18 protein-coding genes are annotated in these 19,111 nt (G+C 67.7%); 4 read left to right on the top strand and 14 right to left on the bottom strand.

Translation table 11 applies throughout. The features are described 5' to 3' along the window. Positions 1-117 precede the first annotated feature (117 nt). The 4 genes from murU to AC5P5X_RS07875 form a co-directional block, all read right to left on the bottom strand. Positions 118-828, bottom strand: coding sequence for an N-acetylmuramate alpha-1-phosphate uridylyltransferase MurU (gene murU, locus AC5P5X_RS07890; protein ID WP_005408409.1), 711 nt, complete (start codon positions 826-828; stop codon positions 118-120). Beyond that, positions 825-1,850 (bottom strand): aminoglycoside phosphotransferase family protein, encoded by a 1,026-nt coding sequence (locus AC5P5X_RS07885; RefSeq protein WP_099596944.1) that lies wholly within the window; start codon positions 1,848-1,850, stop codon positions 825-827. Before AC5P5X_RS07885 ends, murU begins: the two co-directional genes overlap by 4 nt. Before the next feature lie 64 nt (positions 1,851-1,914). Next, complete coding sequence (locus AC5P5X_RS07880; RefSeq protein ID WP_099498037.1) at positions 1,915-2,184, bottom strand: GlsB/YeaQ/YmgE family stress response membrane protein; 270 nt, start codon at positions 2,182-2,184, stop codon at positions 1,915-1,917. 68 nt (positions 2,185-2,252) lie between these two features. Next, positions 2,253-3,746, bottom strand: a complete 1,494-nt coding sequence (locus AC5P5X_RS07875) for a M20 family metallopeptidase (RefSeq protein ID WP_049459155.1) — start codon at positions 3,744-3,746, stop codon at positions 2,253-2,255. Positions 3,747-3,945: 199 nt separating this feature from the next. On the opposite strand from AC5P5X_RS07875, the gene AC5P5X_RS07870 reads away from it, so the two are divergent. The 4 genes from AC5P5X_RS07870 to AC5P5X_RS07855 all read left to right on the top strand — a co-directional run bounded on the left by AC5P5X_RS07870 (position 3,946) and on the right by AC5P5X_RS07855 (position 7,096). Then, positions 3,946-4,272 (top strand): ComEA family DNA-binding protein, encoded by a 327-nt coding sequence (locus AC5P5X_RS07870; RefSeq protein WP_024958219.1) that lies wholly within the window; start codon positions 3,946-3,948, stop codon positions 4,270-4,272. Positions 4,273-4,624: 352 nt separating this feature from the next. Next, a complete protein-coding gene (locus AC5P5X_RS07865; protein WP_049459154.1) occupies positions 4,625-5,710 on the top strand; it encodes a L,D-transpeptidase in 1,086 nt (361 codons plus the stop codon). Positions 5,711-5,727: 17 nt separating this feature from the next. Beyond that, a complete protein-coding gene (locus AC5P5X_RS07860; protein ID WP_005408415.1) occupies positions 5,728-6,453 on the top strand; it encodes a murein L,D-transpeptidase catalytic domain family protein in 726 nt (241 codons plus the stop codon). 34 nt (positions 6,454-6,487) lie between these two features. Further along, positions 6,488-7,096, top strand: a complete 609-nt coding sequence (locus AC5P5X_RS07855) for a HutD/Ves family protein (protein ID WP_005412516.1) — start codon at positions 6,488-6,490, stop codon at positions 7,094-7,096. A 147-nt stretch (positions 7,097-7,243) separates the two neighbouring features. On the opposite strand, the gene AC5P5X_RS07850 is transcribed toward AC5P5X_RS07855, so the two are convergent. From AC5P5X_RS07850 to AC5P5X_RS07805, 10 genes are all read right to left on the bottom strand, one after another. Further along, positions 7,244-8,848, bottom strand: a complete 1,605-nt coding sequence (locus AC5P5X_RS07850; RefSeq protein WP_065183148.1) for a sulfite reductase subunit alpha — start codon at positions 8,846-8,848, stop codon at positions 7,244-7,246. Continuing rightward, the gene (locus AC5P5X_RS07845; RefSeq protein WP_111189457.1) at positions 8,845-9,816 is read right to left on the bottom strand and encodes an FAD:protein FMN transferase; all 972 of its coding nucleotides are present in this window, start codon (positions 9,814-9,816) and stop codon (positions 8,845-8,847) included. Before AC5P5X_RS07845 ends, AC5P5X_RS07850 begins: the two co-directional genes overlap by 4 nt. A gap of 54 nt (positions 9,817-9,870) precedes the next feature. Next, the gene (locus tag AC5P5X_RS07840) at positions 9,871-10,674 is read right to left on the bottom strand and encodes a DUF4198 domain-containing protein (protein WP_111189456.1); all 804 of its coding nucleotides are present in this window, start codon (positions 10,672-10,674) and stop codon (positions 9,871-9,873) included. A gap of 122 nt (positions 10,675-10,796) precedes the next feature. Further along, complete coding sequence (locus tag AC5P5X_RS07835) at positions 10,797-11,315, bottom strand: DUF2271 domain-containing protein (RefSeq protein ID WP_005408420.1); 519 nt, start codon at positions 11,313-11,315, stop codon at positions 10,797-10,799. 26 nt (positions 11,316-11,341) lie between these two features. Further along, positions 11,342-11,980, bottom strand: coding sequence for a PepSY-associated TM helix domain-containing protein (locus tag AC5P5X_RS07830; protein WP_005408421.1), 639 nt, complete (start codon positions 11,978-11,980; stop codon positions 11,342-11,344). Between the two features lie 199 nt (positions 11,981-12,179). Next, complete coding sequence (locus AC5P5X_RS07825) at positions 12,180-14,600, bottom strand: TonB-dependent receptor domain-containing protein (RefSeq protein WP_005412519.1); 2,421 nt, start codon at positions 14,598-14,600, stop codon at positions 12,180-12,182. Positions 14,601-14,746: 146 nt separating this feature from the next. Then, positions 14,747-15,148, bottom strand: a complete 402-nt coding sequence (locus tag AC5P5X_RS07820; RefSeq protein ID WP_099498038.1) for a hypothetical protein — start codon at positions 15,146-15,148, stop codon at positions 14,747-14,749. A 164-nt stretch (positions 15,149-15,312) separates the two neighbouring features. Continuing rightward, positions 15,313-15,990: a Fe2+-dependent dioxygenase gene (locus AC5P5X_RS07815; RefSeq protein ID WP_012510312.1), complete on the bottom strand. Its 678-nt coding sequence runs from the start codon at positions 15,988-15,990 to the stop codon at positions 15,313-15,315. Between the two features lie 10 nt (positions 15,991-16,000). After that, positions 16,001-16,720 carry a tetratricopeptide repeat protein gene (locus AC5P5X_RS07810; RefSeq protein ID WP_087803694.1) on the bottom strand — a complete coding sequence of 240 codons (720 nt, stop codon included), beginning with the start codon at positions 16,718-16,720 and terminating at the stop codon, positions 16,001-16,003. Between the two features lie 68 nt (positions 16,721-16,788). Beyond that, complete coding sequence (locus AC5P5X_RS07805; RefSeq protein WP_005408426.1) at positions 16,789-19,095, bottom strand: TonB-dependent receptor; 2,307 nt, start codon at positions 19,093-19,095, stop codon at positions 16,789-16,791. Positions 19,096-19,111: the final 16 nt, after the last annotated feature.

Raw genomic sequence — 19,111 nt, 5'->3', positions numbered from 1 at the left:
TGTCCGCGGCATGGATGCCGCGGCCAAGCCCCCAGGGACGGGTCCACGGCGTCCCCCGCGAACCCACACCGCCCGGCCAAGCACAGCTGTTGATTTGAGCGACCAGCCACGAGGGGCTCAGCCGTTCGCCGCCAACTCAGCATCCAGCGCACGCAGCCGATCCACGGTGCCGACATCGGTCCAGCGCCCGCGATGGTGCTGCCCGGTCATCAACCCCTGCGCCATGAAATGCTTCTGCAGCGGCACCACCGAGAACTTCGGCGGCAGCCGCTCGCTGCCCGGCGCCTCGCCGATCACCGTGCGCCAGTCGGCCACGATCGAAGGACGGTACACGCCGATGCCGGCATAGGTCAGGCACGGGCCTTCGCGATCGTGGTGCAGCACCCCCTGCGTATCGAGGCGGTAGTCACCGTCCGCGTGCTGAACCGGATTGTCGACCAGCACCAGGTGCGCCTGGCCCCGCGGCTCGCGCGGCAGCGTGGCGAAATCGAAATCGGTCCAGATGTCGCCGTTCACCACAAGGAACGGGGCATCGCCCAGCACCGGCAGGGCGTTGAGGATGCCACCGCCGGTCTCCAGCGGGGTCGCTCCTTCGTACAGGAAATGCAGGTGCAGGCCCCATTGGCTGCCATCGCCCAGCGTCGCCGGGAACTGTTCGGCCAGCCATGCGGTGTTGACCACCACCTCGCGCACGCCGAGTGCGGCCAGGCGTTCCAGGTGCCAGACGATCAACGGCTTGCCAGCCACTTCCAGCAGCGGCTTGGGCGTGTGCAGGGTCAGCGGGCGCATGCGTTCGCCGAGGCCGGCGGCAAAGACCAGCGCCTTCATCGGGCCACGCGCATCGGTGCACCCAGCTCGGCCAGCGCCGGCTTGATGCGCTCGTCCAGCAGCTGCTGCAGCGGTGCCAGTTCCCGATAGCGCGGCAGTACTTCATCCAGATAGGTGATGAAGCGCGGTGCGTCGTCGAGGTAATGGCCCTTGTTGTCGCGGTAACGCAGCCGGCAGAACAGGCCCAGGATCTTCACGTGGCGCTGGATGCCCATCCAGTCGGCATCGCGCAGGAAGGTGGCGCGGTCGGGCACCGGCAGACCGGCGTCGCGGGCGCGCTCGTGATACTGCGCCAGCCACTCGTCCACACGCTCCAGCGGCCAGCTAAGGAACGCGTCCTTGAACAGGCTCATCGCGTCGTAGGCGATCGGGCCGCGCACCAGGTCCTGGAAATCCAGCACTGCGGGACCATTTTCGACCGGCATCAGATTGCGCGGCATGTAATCGCGGTGGGTCATCAGCTGGGCCTGGCCCAGCGCGTTGTCCATCAAGCGGCGGTGTACCAGCTGCAGCCCTTCGATCTCGCCGCAGTCCAGCTCCAGGTTCAGGTGGCGCTGCAGGAACCATTCATCGAACAGGCCGGCATCGCGCTGCAGCAGCGCCTCGCCGAACTGGCCGAAGTCGGCCGGCACCGGGATCGCCTGCAGGCGCAGCAGCTGTTCGATCGAACGACCGAACCATTCATCGGCATTGCGCTCGTCGAGGATCCTGGCCAGGGTCGGGCCGCCGAGATCTTCCAGCAGCAGGAAGCCGGCATCCAGATCCTGCGCCAGCAGCGCGGGCACGCGCAGGCCGTTGTCGTGCAGCAGGCCGCGCATGCGCAGCCACGGCCGCGGATCTTCCAGTCCCGGCGGTGCATCCATCACGATGTGGCTGCCACCGGTGCTGGTGGTACGCCAGTAGCTGCGCATGCCGGCATCGACCGAGGCGCGTTCGACCACCGCGCTGGCATCATCGAGCTGGGCACGGGCCCACTGCAGGCGCTGCGCGCTGCGCTGGGGATCGGAGGCGGGTTCGGTCATGCAGGCATATCCGGGCGCGCCGGGCGCGCCAACGTCGGGAACAGGAAGGGAAGGAGGGACGGGGTCAGCGACGGCCGCTGAACAGGCGCAGCACGGCCAGCACGGCCACCGCACCCACTACCGCACCGAGGAAACCGGCCGGCTCACCGGGGGCGTACCAGCCCATGTACTGGCCGAACCAGCCGGCCACCAGGGCGCCAAGGATGCCCAGCACGATGGTCAGCAGGCAGCCCATGCGGTTGTTGCCGGGCATGAGGAAACGCCCGAGCAGGCCGACGAAGAAGCCGACCAGGATGATGTAGAGCCAGCTGCTGCTGCCGAACAGACCATTCATGCGCGCGATTTCCGCCAAGGGTGGACGCAGCCTAGCAAGGCCAGGCTGCGTCCGTCACGGGTGCAGGATCAGCAGCAGCCGTGGTCGCCGTGGCGGGTGCCGCTGTCGGCAGCCACCGGCGAACCGCTGGTCTCGCCGCGCAGGCTGGCCGCGTAGTGCTCGCTGATCACCTTGGACACGCAGGCGGTGACCTTCTTGCCCATCGGGATGTGCAGGAACTCGTTCGGGCCGTGCGCATTGGAGTGCGGGCCGAGCACGCCGGTGATCATGAACTGGGCACCCGGGAACTTCTCGCCCAGCATGCCCATGAACGGGATCGAGCCGCCTTCGCCCATGTACATCGCCGGCTTGCCGAAGAAGGCCTGGCTGGCGTCGTCGATGGCCTGGGTCAGCCACGGCGCCATGGCCGGGGCGTTCCAGCCGGTGGAGGCCTTTTCCAGGTCCAGGGTGACCTGCGCGCCATTCGGCGGGTCGCGCAGCAGCGCTTCCTTCAGCAGCTCGCCGCAGGTCTTGCCATCGGCCGTCGGCGGCAGGCGCAGCGACAGCTTCACCGAGGTCTGCGGGCGCAGCACGTTGCCGGCCGATTCCAGCGGCGGCATGCCACCGACGCCGGTGACCGACAGCGCCGGGCGCCAGGTGCGGTTGAGCACCAGCTCGGTCAGGTCCTCGTTCATCGGGCGCAGACCGTCGACCATCGGGAACTTCTCGAAGATCTCGGTATCTACCACTTCGGCGGCACGCTTGGCCTGTTCCAGGCGCTCGGCCGGGATCTCGACGTTCATGCCGTCGATCAGGATACGGCCGGTCTCCTGGTCTTCGATGCGCGAAAGGATCTGGCGCAGCAGGCGGAAGCTGGACGGGATCACGCCGGAGGCATCGCCGGAATGCACGCCTTCGTTGAGCACCTTCACGGTGAAATTGCCGCCGGTCAGGCCGCGCAGCGAGGTGGTGCACCACAACTGGTCGTAGTTGGCGCAGCCCGAATCCAGGCAGACCACCAGCGACGGCTTGCCGATGCGGTCGGCGAGGTGGTCGACGTAGGCTGGCAGGTCGTAGCTGCCCGACTCTTCACAGGCTTCGATCAGCACCACGCAGCGCGCGTGCGGCAGGCCCTGGGCCTGCAACGCCAGCACGGCGGCCAGCGAGCCGAAGATGGCGTAGCCGTCATCGGCGCCGCCGCGGCCATACAGCTTGTCGCCGCGCAGGACCGGGGTCCACGGGCCGAGGTCGTCGTCCCAGCCGGTCATTTCCGGCTGCTTGTCCAGGTGGCCGTAGAGCAGGATGGTGTCGTCGCCGGTCTCGGCGCCGGTGGCCGGAATTTCCAGGAAGATCAGCGGGGTACGGCCTTCCAGGCGCACCACTTCAACCTTCAGGCCAGGCAGCTGCTGGGCCCTGGCCCAGTTCTCCATCAGCGTGACCGCCTGTTCCATGTAGCCGTTCTGCACCCAATCGGCGTCGAACATCGGCGACTTGTTGGGAATGCGGATGTAGTCGACCAACTGCGGGACGATCTCGCTGTCCCACTTGTCATTGACGAATTGGCCGAGCTTGGCGCTGTCCATCTGAAACTCCGGTTGCATGGGCTGATCCGGCCATTCTACGCCTGTGCCACGGGTAGGGTTTTTCCTACATCACGTCGGGTATTTGGCTGGCTTACGGAAATCCGGGAAACCGATAGGCTGTGTGCATGTGGTGACGGACACTGTTCCTACCGACGGGATTGCCGGTCGGGGCGGCCAGAATCACAAGGAGATACACGTTGTGCCTTGGTTTGTCGTGTTGAGGGCACTGGTGCTGGTCATGGGGATCGCTGGGGCGCATGCCGCCGAACCGATCGACATCAACCGCGCCGATGCCCAGGCGCTGCAGCAGGGATTGACGATGGTCGGAGCCGCCAAGGCCGAGGCGATCGTCGAGCACCGGCGCAGACACGGCCCGTTTCATCGCGTCGAGGACCTGACGCAGGTGAAGGGGATAGGGAAAGCAATCGTCGAACGGAATCGACAGCGGATCACCGTAGGCAACAGGTTGTTGCCGGCGGATCCGGTACCCGGATCGGTACCGGTGCGGACCGTACCGAGGCGCTGACAGCAGGAATCGTCGGAACCGGCAGGAAGCTGGTTCAGCGGTCACGGACAGGACGGCCGTGACCACCGACCGCCGCAGGACGCGGCACCAATCACCAGGATGGTGGCATCACAGACCTGTGGAAGGGGCTGAGATACAAACAGGACAGACGCGGCCGCGTGCAGGATGCAACGCTACCCCCACAGCGCAGGATGCGAGGGGGCGGCAGCAGGCCGACAAGGACGTAACGATTGCCCGGTACGACACATGGCTGTGTCGCCGGGCAGTTTCATTTCCGGCGCCTGGTTTTGCCGCGGCCACCACGGGCCGATGGTGTACGGTGGCCGCACCGCATGGAAAGGACCCCCGCTGGATGCTCCCGCTCCGCCCCACCACCCTGATGCTCGCCCTTGCACTGGCCCTGCCGCTGCTGGCCCATGCCGCTGCGCCGACAGCGGCTGCCAAGCCCACGGCTGCCGCAGCCAGCAGCGCTGAAGTGCGCGGGCCGACCGACCTCAAGCCGGGCGAATACCTCTGGCATCCGGAAATCTCGCCGACCGGCCCGATCGTGCTGGTGGTCAGCCTCGATGAGCAGCGCGCCTACGTCTACCGCAACGGCATTGCCATCGGCCTGACCACGATCAGCTCGGGCAAGGCCGGGCACGAGACGCCGACCGGCGTGTTCACCATCCTGCAGAAGGACAAGGACCACAGGTCCAACCTCTACAACAGCGCGCCGATGCCGTACATGCAGCGGCTGACCTGGGACGGCATCGCCCTGCATGGCGGCAGCCTGCCCGGGCATCCCGCCTCGCACGGCTGCGTGCGCCTGCCGCAGGCCTTCGCGCAGAAGCTGTTCAGCGAAACCCAGCGCGGCGATACCGTGGTCGTGGCCGATGCCAAGAGCTCACCGATGACCCTGGCCTATCCGTCGGTGCTGGCGCCGGTGAACGCGCGCGGTCAGGCGCTGCCGGAGGCCGAGGGCGGAGCCCCGGCACAGGCCTGGTGGGACGACAGCGCGGCGCCGGCCGGGCAGGTCGGCATCCTGGTCAGCCTGCACGACCAGCGCCTGTACGTGCTGCGCGATGGCGTGATGATCGGCGAGTCGCCGCTGAAGGCTGACGCCCTGCCGGCGTTCCAGGGCACCACGCTGTTCGTGATGGGGCAGGGTTACAGCGACACCCCCAGCCCGCTGGACGTGAACCAGCGCCTGCACCAGTGGACGGCCTACCCGTTGCTGGGCCAGGACCGTGCCCAGGCCACGCCGGACCTGCTGGCCACGCCCTCGCTGCCGATGGCGCTGCCGCCGGATTTCGCCCGCCAGCTGTACCAGGTGCTGGTGCCGGGCACGACCCTGCTGGTGACCTCGCTGCCGGCGGTCCGCCCAAGCCCGGCTGAATCCGGAATGCAGCCGGTCTTGGAATCCGAGCCGCCAGGGTCCACCCTCAAGGGCAACTGAGTGCCCTCGTTGTGCCCATGACTGCATCCCGCCTGTGCCGGCTGGCCGCGTTCGGCCTGCTGGCGACCTCGGCCAGCGCCCCGGCGCTGGCACAGACGCCCGCCCTTGCCACCAGCGCCGATGATCTGGCTGCCCTGCTGTCGCGCAGTGCGCCCAAGGCCGACCGCCACGTGTTGCAGCTGGCGGCGCACGCCATGCGCTGTGCGCTGCAGCGGCCGGAACTGGGCATCAATGGTGATCGCCTCAGCGTGATCGACTATTCGCGCCCGTCCACCGAGCCGCGCCTGTGGGTGTTCGACCTGGCCCACCAGCGCCTGCTGTTCGAGGAGTGGGTGGCGCATGGCCGCAACAGTGGCGAGAACCGCACCGAGCACTTCTCCAACCGCGATGGCAGTTTCATGTCCAGCCTCGGCGCGTTCACCGCGCAGGAGACCTACATGGGTGGCAATGGATATTCGCTGCGCCTGGCCGGGCTGGAACCGGGCTTCAACGACCGCGCGCGTGACCGAGCCATCGTCATCCATGGTGCGCCATACGTGAACCCGGCTGCCGCGCAGCTGCAGGGGCGGCTGGGCCGCAGCCTGGGTTGCCCGGCGGTGCGCCTGTCGGTGGCCAGGCCGCTGATCGATGCGTTGCGTGGCGGCACGATGGTGTTTGCTTACTACCCCGACCAGGATTGGCTGAAGCACTCGCAGCTGCTGGCCGGCGGGTGCGGTGGCCAGGGCACGCTCGCCACGCGGTGATGCACGACGGCGCGCGGCATGATGCAATGCGCCGATGAACATCGACTCCCTGCTGCACACTCCGAGCCAGGTGATCTCCAGCCTGGACTACCGCCGCGAACGTTGGCGCAACGGCCTGGGCTGGACCCGCGAGATCCTGCGCCTGCCCGCGCAGGGGGATGACTGGGCGCTGCGCCTGTCGGTGGCCGAAATCGAACAGGATGCCGCGTTCTCTGCCTTCCCCGGCGTGGAGCGCGAACTGGTGTTGCTGCAGGGCAATGGCGTGCGCCTGCGCTTCGACGATGGACGCGTGGCGGAAGTGCTGCCGCCACACGGACGAGTGCGGTTTGCTGGTGAGGAGACACTGCACGGGGAATTGGTCGATGGCACCACCCACGACTTCAACCTGATGTGGAAGCGCGAGCTGCTGCAGGCCGAACTGCTGCACCGGCCGCTGGTGGGCGCGATGTTCTTCTTCTGCGAACCGGGCGTGGCCTGGGCGCTGCATCTGCTGGCCGGTCAGGCGGAGTTTGGTGCTGACAGCGGGCTGCCGGCGCTGCAGGCGGGCGATACCGCATGGTTGGCGGCCGGCGAACGTCAGCGGCACGCGTTGCAGGGCGGTGGCGAGTTGCTGGCGATACGGGTCAGTGCAGCAGCGGGATGATTGCTGGGCGCCGGTGGGCGCCATCCACGCATGGCGTGGATCTACAGCTGTGCGGTTGTCATCATGCCTGGGCACGCCGTCATGGTGCGGCTGTGGTTGGGGTCAGAGCCCTTTCCTGCGGAAAGGGATCCGACCCCGACGGTTCGTTCAATACACATCGCGCCGGTAACGACCGGCCAGCAACAGCGCTTCCTTGCCCGCAGTACCCAACACCTGCTCGATCACCGCATCCACCGCCGGGGCCATGCCCTGCAGGCTGCCGCAGACCAGGATCGTCGTGCCTTCATCCACCCACTGCCGCAGCGTTGCCGCTTCGGCCAGCAGCCGGTCCTGCACATAGCGATGCGCGCCGCCATCTCGGCTGAACACAGCATCCAGCCGCGCCAGCGTTCCGCTGGCCAGCATCGCCTGCAGTTCTTCACCGAAATGGAAGTCGTGCGCGGCGGTGCGCTCACCGAACAGCAGCCAGGTGCGGCGCGCGCCACTCCGGGCACGTTCGTGCAGATGCGCGCGCAGGCCGGCGATGCCGGTGCCGTTGCCGATCAGCAGCAGCGGCACATCGGCGGGCACGCCATGGAAATTGTCGTTGCGGCGCAGACGCAGCTGCACCGGTTCGTCGATGGCCGCGTGGTCGCACAGCCAGCCACTGCCGATGCCCGGTGTTCCATCGGCGCGCAGTTGGCGGCGCAGCAGCAGCTCCACCGCACCGTCGGCCATCACCGAGGCGATCGAGTACTCGCGATGCGGCAGCGGCTGCAGGGTCGCCAGCAATGCAGGCAGATCACCCGGGGGAACCAATGAGGGCAGGTGCGAGCGCGCGACGCGTGCCAGCAACGTCTGTCCGTCATCCAGCACGATGTCCGCGTCAAAGCGTTGTGTGTCCAGCCAGGCACGCACGGTGTGCGATGCGTGCTGTGGGCCGATCTCGGCGATGTCACCGGCCTGCCATTGCGCATCTGCATCGGCTGGGGGCTGCAGGCGCAACCAATACACGGGGCCGCCGGGGCTGCCCGGGTTCAGATGCTCGCGCTGCAGCAGCGTCCACGGCTGGTACTCGGCCGGACTCCAGTCGGGCAGTTCGCTGGCGTTACCGCCGAGTTGTCCCAGCAACTGCTGCCAATGGCGCAGCGCCGCCGGATCGGCGTTGTCGACTTCGATTGCATCGAACAGTGGATGCGCGCCGTGCTGGCGCAGCCATTGGTCGAGCTGGTGACCGAATCCGCAGAAGTGGCCATAGCTGCGGTCGCCCAGTGCGAGCACGCCGTAGTGCAGATGCTGCAGCGAGGGCGGCGTGGACATCACCCCGCGCAGGAACGGCAGGGCGTGGTCGGGCGGATCACCTTCGCCGGTGGTGCTGGCGATGAACAGCGCGCGCTGGCTGCCGGCCAGCAACACGGCGTCGACCTCGTGCAGTCCGCGCACGCGCACGGGCACGCCGGCACCGCGCAGGGCCTCGGCACTGCGTTCGGCCAGTTCGCGGGCGAAGCCGGTCTGGCTGGACCAGACCAGCAGGATGGGCGCGGTGTCTCCGCTTGCGGCATCGTCGCGCGGGCGCCCACGCCACCACAATGCAGCGCAGGCCAGCGCGTACAGCACCGTGGAGAGCACCGCGATCTGCGACTGCCGCGCAGGTGGCGCGCCCTGCCACCAGGCCTCACCGAGGTGCAGGCGCAGCAGCGCCCAGCCGATCAGCGCCAGCAGAAGCAGGACCAGCGCGTTGCCGAGCCACGCGCGCGACGGCCGGGTACTCATGGGCTCTGCTCGTCGAGCAGGCGCTGGAAGGCGCTGCTGAGGAATTCCTGCGGGCCGTCTGCTGCACGCTGCAGGTAGCGTGCAGCCAGGCCTTCGCGCTCGGCCAGCGCCATGCCCTGTTCGCGGCCCAGCACGGTCAGTGCGGTGGCCCAGGCATCGGCGTGCATGGCGTCGTCGGCCACCACGGTGACTGCCGCGGCAACCTGGCGCACCGGTCTGCCCGAACGCGGGTCCAGGCTGTGACTGTAGGCCTCGCCATCGACCTGGTACTGGTGCCAGCGATCGCCGGAGGTGGCCACCGCCTTGCCCTCCAGCGCCAGCACCCGCAGCGGGGTATTGGTGTGCGCATCTTCTTCCGGCGCGGACTCCACCAGCACGCGCCACGGCTGGCCGTCCGGTTTGCGGCCGTAGCCGGCCAGTTCGCCGCCGACTTCGACCAGCGCGGCAGTGATGCCCTGTGTGCGCAGCCACGCAGCGACATGGTCGACGCCAAAGCCCTTGGCGATCGCGGAGAGATCCAGTTCCAGCCCACCCGGTTGCAGCAGCGCATCGTCCTGCCACTGCAGGCGCTGCCAGCCGCAACGCTCACGCGTGGCCTGCAGAGTAGCGGCATCGGGCTGGCGGCGTTCACCGGCATGTGCACCGAAGCCCCACAGGGCAACCAGCGGACCGACGGTGGGATCGAAGGCGCCGTCACTGGCGGAAGCGATGGCCTGTGCGCAGGCCAGAACGTGGCGGGTCTCAGCCGGCAGCATGCACCATTGGCCAGCGTCGGCGCGGTTGTAGCGGCTCAGGTCCGAACCGTGCTCCCAGGTGCTCATCTGCGCGACCACCTCGTCCAGCCGCGCCTGGATGCCGGCATGCAGCGGGTGCAGGTCGCGCTGGCGCGGCGCGACCAGCGACACGCTCCAGGTGGTGCCCATGGTGGTGCCACCGAGGCGGGCGATGTCGAGCAGGGAATCGGTCATGGTGGTGTGCTGCAGATGCGATGCCGGGGCTGCCCGGCATCGCGGTCCACGTCATTACTGCGGCAGTACTTCCAGCGTGGCGACGTAGCTCAGGCGGCGCTTGGCGGCCTGCTTCACCGACGTCTTGTTGTCCTCGGTGCCGGTTTCCAGCCAGTACATGCCGGCTTCCGGCCAGGTCACCTTGATCTCGCCCTTGGCATCGCTGGTGACCTTCAGCTCGTCCTGCGCGTTGCGGTAGCGGGTGGCGCCACGCACGATCTCGAATTCCAGGTCGGCGGTCGGCTTGCCGTCGACCAGCACGCGGAAGGTGGCTTCCTCGCCGGCGAACAGATCGTTCGGGTGGCCGACGGCAACCAGCTCGATGCCACGGTTGGTCGGCTTCAGCGCGGTGTCGTTCGGCGCGCCGTTGGTGACGAAGGTCTCCACGCGGCCGACCGACTGGCTCACTTCCAGCTTCTTCGCGTCCTTCGGCAGTTCGCCGAAGGTAGCCACGCTGCCGCGCCAGCGCTTGCGCTCGCCGTTCTGCTCGTAGGTGGCGAACAGGCCATCGTTGACCGACGCGATGCGGTAGGTACCCGGCTGCTTCAGCTCGACATCGAACACGCTGCGGTATTTGCCGGTGGACGCGTTCTGCGGTTGCACGGTGCTGCCGTCCGGCGCGGTGATCACCACCGACTCCAGGCGCAGCGGCACGTGGTTGAAATAGAACAGGTCGTTGGAGACCGCACCGTCGACGGTGATCCACGGCGCGTTGCCGGCGATCACGGTCTGCGAGGGCAGCAGCCAGGCCTTGTGGGCCAGGGCGGAGAAGGGAAGGGCAGCGGCCAGGGCGGCGGCGAGGACGAGCGTGCGCTTCATGCGGAAGACTCCAGTTGGAAGGGGTCGGATCCCTTTCCATCGGAAAGGGCTCTGACCCCGGGGGATACGGCGATGGGGTCAGAGCCCTTCCTGCGGAAGGGACTCGACCCCGGCTCAGGCAGTTATGGTTTGACGGCGAGGGTGACCTGGCCCAGTTCGGTGGCGCCCTGCGCCTTGCCGTTCTGCGCGGCGGTGGCCGGCCAGGTGAAGGGGATCTTCAGCAGTTCGCGGCCGCCGACTTCGCGCACCGCTTCCACTACCAGGGTGTAGTTGCCCGGGGCCAGCTGCTTCAGTGCCGGCTGCCTGTCATTGAACGACAGTGCGTGCTTGCCGGCCGGGCGGGTCGGACCGGTCACGCCGTCCACCGGCACCTGCAGGGTGCGGCCGCTCTTGCGCCACCACTGGCGCAGGTCGGGCAGCCACTTGGTGCCGTGGCCTTCGCTGTTGCTGGTCTGCTGGTACCAGACCGAGAGGTTGGCCGCGACCTTCTGGTCGGCGCCTTCCAGCCACACGGCCACATACGGGCGGTGGTATTCGGCCACGTTGAGCTTGGGCACTTCGACGTTGATGTCGAGGGTGGTGGCATAGGCCGGCGAGGTGGCCAGCAGGCCGCTGAGGGCGATGGTCAGGGTGACGCGCATGGGGCGGCTCCGGAAAGGGGGAAAAGTCAGTGGATCAGCAGCAGGGCGATCAGCAGCGGGATCATCAGGCCGAGGCCGACCAGCGGCCAGGTCATGCGCCGCTGCCGTGCATGGAGGTGCAGCAGGAACAGGCCGGTGATGCAGAACACCAGGCAGGCCACGGCGAACAGGTCCAGGAACCAGCCCCATGCCGGGCCGGCATTGCGGCCCTTGTGCAGATCGTTGAGGTAGGACACCGCGCCGCGCGAGGTCGATTCGTATTCCACCGCGCCGGTCTCGCGATCGATGCTCAGCCAGGCGTCGCCGCCGGGGCGCGGCAGCGACAGGTAGATCTCTTCGGGCGACCACTCGGCCGGTCGCCCGCCGATGGCGATGCCCAGCTGCGTGTCCAGCCATTGCCGGGCAGGGCGCGGAATCGGTGCGTTGCCGTCTTCGCGCGTGCCGAGCTGTCCAAGCAGCGCGGCCGGCAGTTCAAGATGCTGGTTCTGCACCTCGGGCTTGGCCTCGATCTTCGCGGCATGGTTGAGGGTCAGGCCGGTCACCGCGAACAGCAGCATGCCGATCAGGCACACCGCCGAGCTGATCCAGTGCCACTGGTGCAGCGTCCGCAGCCAGAAGCCACGGTTCTGTTGCTGCTGCACAGTGGAAGAGGCAGGACGGCTCACGGCAGGGTTCGAGGCGGACGGGGACTGCCCATTACATCATTGATGAGAATAGCTCGCAATTGCGTGTCGTTCTGTATCCCTGGAGCAGGTCTGGCGGGTTGCCGGCCAGCGGCCGGCACTACCGATCGGTAGATCCACGCCATGCGTGGATGAAGCGGTGCCGAGCAAGGTCGGCACCCACCGGGGCCGGGCGCGGCGATCAGAACTTCGCGTTCAACGAAATCCAGTAGCTGCGGCGCTGGTCCTTGGTCGCGTAGTCATCCACGCAACTGAACTCGCTGGGATTGAGCAGCAGGCACGACTGCGAAACGAAGTCCTTGTCGAACAGGTTGTTGACCCGTGCATTGACCGTCAGCCACGGCGTAGCCTTCCAGCTGCCCCCCAGGTGGAAGATCGTGTAGTCCTCGTAATAGCGCACGTGGCGGGTGCCGGCACTGTCGATGAGGGTGTCGCGATAGCGGTCGTAGCGGCCTTCGCCGATCAGCGACAGGCTGATCGCTTCGTTGATCTGCCAGTTGAGGCTGGCGTTGGCCATGTGCTTTGCCGGCGTGGTGCCTGAGATCGGGCGTCCCTTGTCGGGGCCGCTGGTCTGCTCGCTCCTGGTCCAGGTGTAGTTGCCGCGCAGCTGCAGGGTGTCGAGCAGGTCGACATGACCGGCCAGTTCCGCGCCGCGGGTCTCGGCCTTGTCGATGTTCACGCTCTGGGTGAAGGTGCTGTAGCCCAGTGCTGCCCAGCCTGGGCCGATGTCTACGCAGTAGCCGCTGCCGGCGCGCGCCACTTCGCAGTTCGGGAACGTTCCGCCGCTGGCGATCTTGTCTTCGAACGTGTTGAAGAAGCCGGTGACGTTGAAGCCCCAGCGCTGGCCTTCGTAGTAGGCGGCCAGCTCGTAGTTGGTGCTGGTTTCAGGCTTGAGGTTCGGGGAACCGACCAGCGGCAGCACGCCCTGGCCACCAAAGCCGGTGATGCCCGGGAACAACTGGTCCGGTCGCGGGGTCTTGTAGCCGGTGCTGACGCCACCCTTGAAGGTCCACGCATCGCTGGCGTTCCACACCAGGTAGCCACGCGGACTGACGTGGCTGCCGAACACGTTGTGGTCGTCGTAGCGCAGGCCGAAGGTAGCGGTGAGGGTATCGGTCAGCGCCCAGTTGTCCTCGGCGAACAGCGCCCACATGCGGTGCTTCTGCCTGGTGTTGCTGCGATAACCGGCGCCATCCATGCCGAACACGCCGTCGATCATGTCGGTGTCGTTGTACTGGCCGCCGACGGTCAGCTTGTGCGCGCCGAAGTCGAGGTCGAGCATCGTGTCGAGCACGTAGCCTTCCAGTTCCATGGTGCGCAGCGGACGCGGCAGGAACGCCTGCAGGCGCGCCATCTCGCTCGGGTTGAGCGCGGCCAGGGCATTGCCACGGCCGGCCGCACAGTTGTTGGCGGCACCGGTGCGGCGGCAGACGTCATTCCACAGCGTCTGCAGGTTGGCGCGCTCGTCCAGGGTCAGCGGCAGCGAACGACCCAGGTTGCTGCTCTTGCTGTGGGTCAGTGAGGTCTGCCAGGTGCCGAAGCTGTAGCGGCCCTGGTGGGTCAGCGACAGCTGATCGCGCTCGTAGCGCTGGTAGGCGGTGTAGCCGACGCGCGGCTGCACCACGCGGCGGGTGACGGTGCCGCTGCCGTTCGGGTTGGGGATGACCGCATTGCCGACGCGCCACAGGCTGGCCAGGCTGTCCAGCGTGCCGGTCTGGCCTTCGCTGTTGTCGTACTTCTGCCGCGACACGTCGTAGTCCAGCCACAGTTCGTGGTCATCGTTGACCCGGAAGTCCAGGCGCACGCCGGTATTCCAGTTGGTGTTGGCCACCGACTTGCCACCGCCGCCGAAGCCGATGCTGCGCTCCCACAGGCTGCCGTCGGGCAGGGTCAGTGCGTCCCACTCCGGATTGGAGGCCTTGGCGTCGTAGTAGCTGCCGCGGACCGCCAGGCTGAGGCGGTCCTTCAGCAGCGGGCCGCTGAGGTACAGGTCGGTGGTGCGCGCATCACCGAACTGGTCATCCTGCTGCACGGTGAAGCCCTGGGTCACGGCGCCGTGCCAGCGGTCCTGGTTGCGTCGGGTGATGATGTTGATCACGCCACCCATCGCGTCCGAGCCATACAGCGTGGACATCGGGCCGCGCACGACTTCGATGCGCTCGATCGCGTCCAGCGGCGGCAGGTAGGCGAACTGGCCGCCACCGAAATTGTTCGGGTACAGCTGGCCGACATTGCTCTGGCGGCGGCCGTCGATCAGCACCAGGGTGTACTCGGACGGCAGGCCGCGCATGGAGATGGTGGCGCGGCCGTTCTTGTCGGTGGCCTCCAGGCCGACATCGATGCCTTCGACGTCGCGCAGCGCATCGACCAGGTTGGTGTAGGGGCGCTTGCTGAGTTCTTCGCGGCTGACCACGCTGATGCTGGCCGGTGCATCGATCACCTTCTGCTCGAAGCCGGAGGCGGTGACCACCACCTTGTCCAGCGTCTGTGGCGCGCCGGTAGCGTCACCGTGGGCGAAGGCAGGGGCGGTCATGGCTGCCAGCACGGCGCTGGTCAGCAGGGTACGGGACAGGGACGAACGGACACGATGGCGCTGGGCCATGGCAGTAACCTCGAAGGTTGCAGGGTGGTGCGATGCCAGGCGCGAACGGCGCGGCATGCACGGGGAGGCCCGGTCAGGGGCGGCAGGGATGAAGCAGGCAGCGGCGCGCGGGCGCGACCGCGCAGGCGGTCACGCGGGGCCGTGAATCAGGCGAGCGGCGGCGCCTGGCCGCGTTGCTGGCGGCGCCCGGGCGCATCGGCCCAAGGCGTGTCCGGAGCAGCCAGCGGCCAGTCCGGGCGCACGCCGGGCATGGCCGGCGTGGCGGGTACGAGTTCAAGCTCGGTGCGCAGCCATTGGCTGGCCAGCAGCAACGGCGGGCGTGCCTTCTCGGCCGCTTTCACCGGGGTGGAGGCACAGCGGCGCAGCTTGGCCGGGGCTTCTTCCTGCAATGGGCCTTCGCCGCCGCGTTCTTCCAGCGGTACCTGCACGGTCGCCGCTGTCGCCGGATGCGGCAGCAGCGGCAGGGTGCCCAGCAGCAACGCCAGCATCGCCACCCACGCCAGCAGGCTGGCCAGCGCAGGACGCTGGCCGCGCATTGCGGTGCCCATCTTGCGATGGATGAGTGGACGAGGGCGAAGCGGGCGCAGCAAGCAGGGGTCCCCAGGGGTCTGCCGGCAGCGGCCGGCATCAACGGGGCGTGATTGTAATGAGAGCTGTTAGCTGTTGCAAATGAGAATGATTGCCAAAATGTCGCAGGCCAGCCCGACCGGGCTCAGACCTCGCTCCAGCGCCGCAGCAGGTTGTGGTACACGCCGGTCAGCTGCAGCACCGCCTCGGCGTCGCCGCCGGTCTGCCGCAGGCGCTCGATCGAGCCGTCCATTTCCCATAGAAGGCGGCGCTGCACATCGTCGCGGACCATGCTCTGCACCCAGAAGAACGAGGCCACGCGCGCGCCGGCGGTGACGGGGCGCACCTGGTGCAGGCTGCTGGACGGGTACACGATCAGGTCGCCGGCCGGCAGCTTCACTTCGTGCTCGCCGTAGGTGTCGCTGATGATCAGTTCGCCGCCCTCGTACTCGTCCGGCGCCGACAGGAACAGGGTGCAGGAAATGTCCGAACGCAGCTGTTCGCCGTTGGCCAGGTTCATCACCGCGCCATCAACATGGAAGCCATAGGTGCCGCCACCGCTGTAGCGGTTGAAGCGCGGCGGCAGGTATTTCAGCGGCAGCGCGGCGCTGAAGAACAGCGGGTGCCGGGCCAGTGCGACGAGGATGATCTCGCCCAGTTCGCGACGCAGCGGTGAGGCCTCGGGCAGCTGCTGGTTGTGCTTGGCCTGCGCGCCCAGATGGCCGACGGTTTCGCGGCCATCGGTCCAGTCGGCGGCATCCAGTCGGCGGCGAAAGTCGGCCACCTGGTCGGCGCTGAGAATGTCGGGGATGTGCAGCAGCATGCGGGACTCCTCAGAGGGACGGCGGCGCGACCAGGGCGCGGACCTGTGGATGCGGCGACGCGGCCAGTTCGGGCACGATGTGCGCCATGAACGCCGGGCTGCCGTGGGCCAGTGCGAGCCGCAGCCAGTGCACGGCCTGCTCGACCTGGCCGGCCTGCAGCAGGATCGAGGCGTAGTTCGCCTGGCCGCGGAAATCACCGGCTTCGGCCGCGCGCTGGTACCAGGCCAGCGCTGCCTGCGGATCGGGTGCGGTATCCAGCCCGTCTTCGAGGTGGCGGGCCAGCAGGTTCATCGATTTGGCATGGCCCAGGTGTGCGGCACGGGTGTACAGGGCCAGTGCCTGTGCGCGGTCCTGGGTCACGCCGCGGCCGGTGGCCAGCAGGTTGGCCAGGTTGTACAGGCCCCAGTCCAGCCCGGTGTCGGCCGCGCGCCGGTACCACACCGCGGCGAGTGTCGGGTCGGGGGCGGTGCCCTGGCCCAGTTCGTGGCAGCGGCCCAGCATGTTCATCGCCATCGGCGCGCCGTTGTTGGCGGCGGTTTCGTACCAGAGCCGTGCCGCCGAGGCGTCCTGTGTGGTGCCTTTGCCTTCCATGTGCATCTGCGCGAGCAGCAGTTGTGCCTCGACCTGCCCGGCCTGCGCGGCGTCGCGCACGCGTGCGAAGGCAGCCTGCGGATCGTGCTGCAGCAGCGCGGCCAGAGCATCGCTGTCGATGGGGGTACGGGTTGCCATGGGGTGAGTATCGCCGGAAACAAAAACGGCGGCAGGAGAGACTGCCGCCGTGGTGGAGCGCAGTTACATCAGAACTTCACGTTCAGTGCCAGGGTGGCCGAGCGACCCGGGGCGATGCTCGCGTAGTGCGAGGCATAGGCCTTGGTGAAGTAGGTCTTGTCGGTCAGGTTCTGCACGTTGAGCTGCAGGCTGATGTTGTCCTGGATCGCGTAGCTGGCCATCGCGTCGAAGCGGGTGTAGCTGGCAATCCACTTGGTGTTGGCGACGTCACCGTACTGCTTGTCCGAGTAGAACGCACCGGCGCCGATGGTCAGGCCGATCGGGAAGCGGTAGGTGGTCCACAGGTTGGCGCTGTGCTTGGCGGTGTTCGGGAACTCGTTGCCGTTGTTCGGCGACGGCACGTAGACGTTGGACGGGCAGGTGCGGCCCACCGGTGCGCCACAGACGAAACCGTTGTCCTTCAGTTCCGAGTCCAGGTAGGTGTAGCCGCCGTACAGGCTCCAGGCATCGGTCAGCTGGCCGGTGAAGCCCAGCTCGAAGCCGTTGATTTCCTTCTTGCCGGCGTTCTGGCTGGTGCCATTGTCGATGGTCACGCGTGCGTTGTTCATCACGGTGTGGAAGATCGCGGCAGTCAGGTTCAGGCGCTTGTCGAACAGGTCCCACTTGGTGCCCAGCTCGAGGTTCCTGGTGTCCTGCGGCTTGAGGTCGGCCACGGCGGCGCTCAGGCCGTCCGAACCGTCGCCACCGTCCATGCCCGGCGGGGTCGAGGAGGTGCCCCAGGACAGGTAGATGCTGCCGTTGGCGGCCGGCTTGAACACCACGCCGGCCTGGTAGTTCAGGAAGTCGTTGCTGTTGCGCACGCGGGTCGGTGCCTTGCCGGCCACCGGAGTGGTCAGGGTGGTACGGAAGTCGTCGTAGCGCAGGCCGAGGTTGATCATCCACTGCTCATTGAGCTCGATGGTGTCGAACACGTAGGCCGAGGTGGTCTTGGTGCGCTGCTCGACGTCCAGTGCCTTGTCGCTGCGATAGACGATCTGACCGGCCGCCCACGGATCGTTCGGGTTCGGATTGTTGAAGTCGGTGCAGTTGTAGCCGGTGGCCGCGCCGGACACCTGGCAGCGAGTGCTGTTGGCGCTGTTTTCAAGGGGATTGGCGGTGCCCGGCGACATCAGGTAGCTGCCACGGGTCATCTTCTCGTCGCTGTACTCCACGCCCGCGCTGTAGCTGTGCTTGAGCGCGCCGGTCTGGAACGCACCGGTCAGGCCCAGCTGGTCGGCGAAGCTCTTGACGTCGACCGCACGGGTGTTGGTGCGACGCCACAAGGTGCCGTACAGGTTGGGGTTGCCCTTGCTGTCGTCCGGCTGGGTCCACAGGTAGTCGTTGCTGGTGTTGCCCAGGCGCGCGATGTTGCGCAGCTTGTGGCCACCGAAGTCGTAGCTGGCATCCAGGGTGCTGATGTCGGCGCGGGTGCGCTGGAAATCACGGTCGACCAGGCCGTAGTAGTTGTTGCGGTCCGGCACCATCGGGCGGCCATCGCCGTTCTTGGCCACGTTCGGGCCGCTGGAGAACGGATTGCTGTAGGGGAAGCCACCCGCGTCCGGCAGGTCATCGCTCTGCATGTGGTAGTGGCTGGCGATCAGCTGCGCCGGGCCGTTCAAGCCGAAAGCGATCGACGGCGCGATGCCCCAGCGGCTGACGTTGGCGGCGTCGCGGCCGGCGATGTCCGACTCGTGCTTCATCAGGTTCAGGCGGGCGGCGATGCCATCGCCCAGCACGTAGTTGGCGTCCACGGTGCCGCGCGCGTAGCTGTCGGTGCCGATGCCCATGCTGGCGCTGGTCTCGTTCTTCAGCTTCGGCGTCTTGCTCACCAGGTTCAGGCTGCCACCACCGGAGTCACGGCCGCCGTAGGCCGAGCTCGGGCCCTTGACCACTTCCACCTGCTCCAGGTCGAAGATCTCGCGGGTCTGCGAGCCGACGTCGCGCAGTCCGTCGACGAACACGTTGCTCTGCGAATCGAAGCCACGGATGAAGGGGCGGTCACCGGTCGGGTTGCCGCCTTCGCCGGCACCGAAGGTGATGCCCGGCACCATGCGCAGCGCATCCTGCAGGTTGGTCGCACCGGTTTCGGCGATCAGCTTCTCCGACACGATCGACACCGACTTCGGGGTGTCCAGCAGCTCGGCGGTGAACTTCGGCGAGGACGGGTTGAACCAGCTGCCGCGCACCTGCACCTTGTCCAGCTCGGTGGCGTTGCGGGAACCGGCGTCGGCGCCGTCGGCAGCCTGCGCAGCCAGCGGAGCAAAGCCCGCGGCCAGGGTGGCGGTGGCGAGCAGGGAAACGCGCGGGGCGTGCTTGCGGGACGTGATGTGGGTCATGACTGTGGGTAGTGGC

It is taken from the genome of Stenotrophomonas sp. YJH_SMC_91, assembly GCF_059368495.1.
Note: the sequence above shows the minus strand (reverse complement) of the source record. Positions and strands in the feature narration are given on the sequence as shown.

What these genes read in the sequence shown, in the direction of transcription:
- AC5P5X_RS07845 (WP_111189457.1), bottom strand. Translation starts at nt 9,816, where the DNA reads ATGACCGATTCCCTGCTCGACATCGCCCGCCTCGGTGGCACCACCATG.
- AC5P5X_RS07875 (WP_049459155.1), bottom strand. Translation starts at nt 3,746, where the DNA reads ATGGACAGCGCCAAGCTCGGCCAATTCGTCAATGACAAGTGGGACAGC.
- AC5P5X_RS07820 (WP_099498038.1), bottom strand. Translation starts at nt 15,148, where the DNA reads ATGGGCACCGCAATGCGCGGCCAGCGTCCTGCGCTGGCCAGCCTGCTG.
- AC5P5X_RS07815 (WP_012510312.1), bottom strand. Translation starts at nt 15,990, where the DNA reads ATGCTGCTGCACATCCCCGACATTCTCAGCGCCGACCAGGTGGCCGAC.
- AC5P5X_RS07835 (WP_005408420.1), bottom strand. Translation starts at nt 11,315, where the DNA reads ATGCGCGTCACCCTGACCATCGCCCTCAGCGGCCTGCTGGCCACCTCG.
- AC5P5X_RS07810 (WP_087803694.1), bottom strand. Translation starts at nt 16,720, where the DNA reads ATGGCAACCCGTACCCCCATCGACAGCGATGCTCTGGCCGCGCTGCTG.
- AC5P5X_RS07850 (WP_065183148.1), bottom strand. Translation starts at nt 8,848, where the DNA reads ATGAGTACCCGGCCGTCGCGCGCGTGGCTCGGCAACGCGCTGGTCCTG.
- AC5P5X_RS07880 (WP_099498037.1), bottom strand. Translation starts at nt 2,184, where the DNA reads ATGAATGGTCTGTTCGGCAGCAGCAGCTGGCTCTACATCATCCTGGTC.
- AC5P5X_RS07855 (WP_005412516.1), top strand. Translation starts at nt 6,488, where the DNA reads ATGAACATCGACTCCCTGCTGCACACTCCGAGCCAGGTGATCTCCAGC.
- AC5P5X_RS07860 (WP_005408415.1), top strand. Translation starts at nt 5,728, where the DNA reads ATGACTGCATCCCGCCTGTGCCGGCTGGCCGCGTTCGGCCTGCTGGCG.
- murU (WP_005408409.1), bottom strand. Translation starts at nt 828, where the DNA reads ATGAAGGCGCTGGTCTTTGCCGCCGGCCTCGGCGAACGCATGCGCCCG.
- AC5P5X_RS07825 (WP_005412519.1), bottom strand. Translation starts at nt 14,600, where the DNA reads ATGGCCCAGCGCCATCGTGTCCGTTCGTCCCTGTCCCGTACCCTGCTG.
- AC5P5X_RS07840 (WP_111189456.1), bottom strand. Translation starts at nt 10,674, where the DNA reads ATGAAGCGCACGCTCGTCCTCGCCGCCGCCCTGGCCGCTGCCCTTCCC.
- AC5P5X_RS07865 (WP_049459154.1), top strand. Translation starts at nt 4,625, where the DNA reads ATGCTCCCGCTCCGCCCCACCACCCTGATGCTCGCCCTTGCACTGGCC.
- AC5P5X_RS07805 (WP_005408426.1), bottom strand. Translation starts at nt 19,095, where the DNA reads ATGACCCACATCACGTCCCGCAAGCACGCCCCGCGCGTTTCCCTGCTC.
- AC5P5X_RS07885 (WP_099596944.1), bottom strand. Translation starts at nt 1,850, where the DNA reads ATGACCGAACCCGCCTCCGATCCCCAGCGCAGCGCGCAGCGCCTGCAG.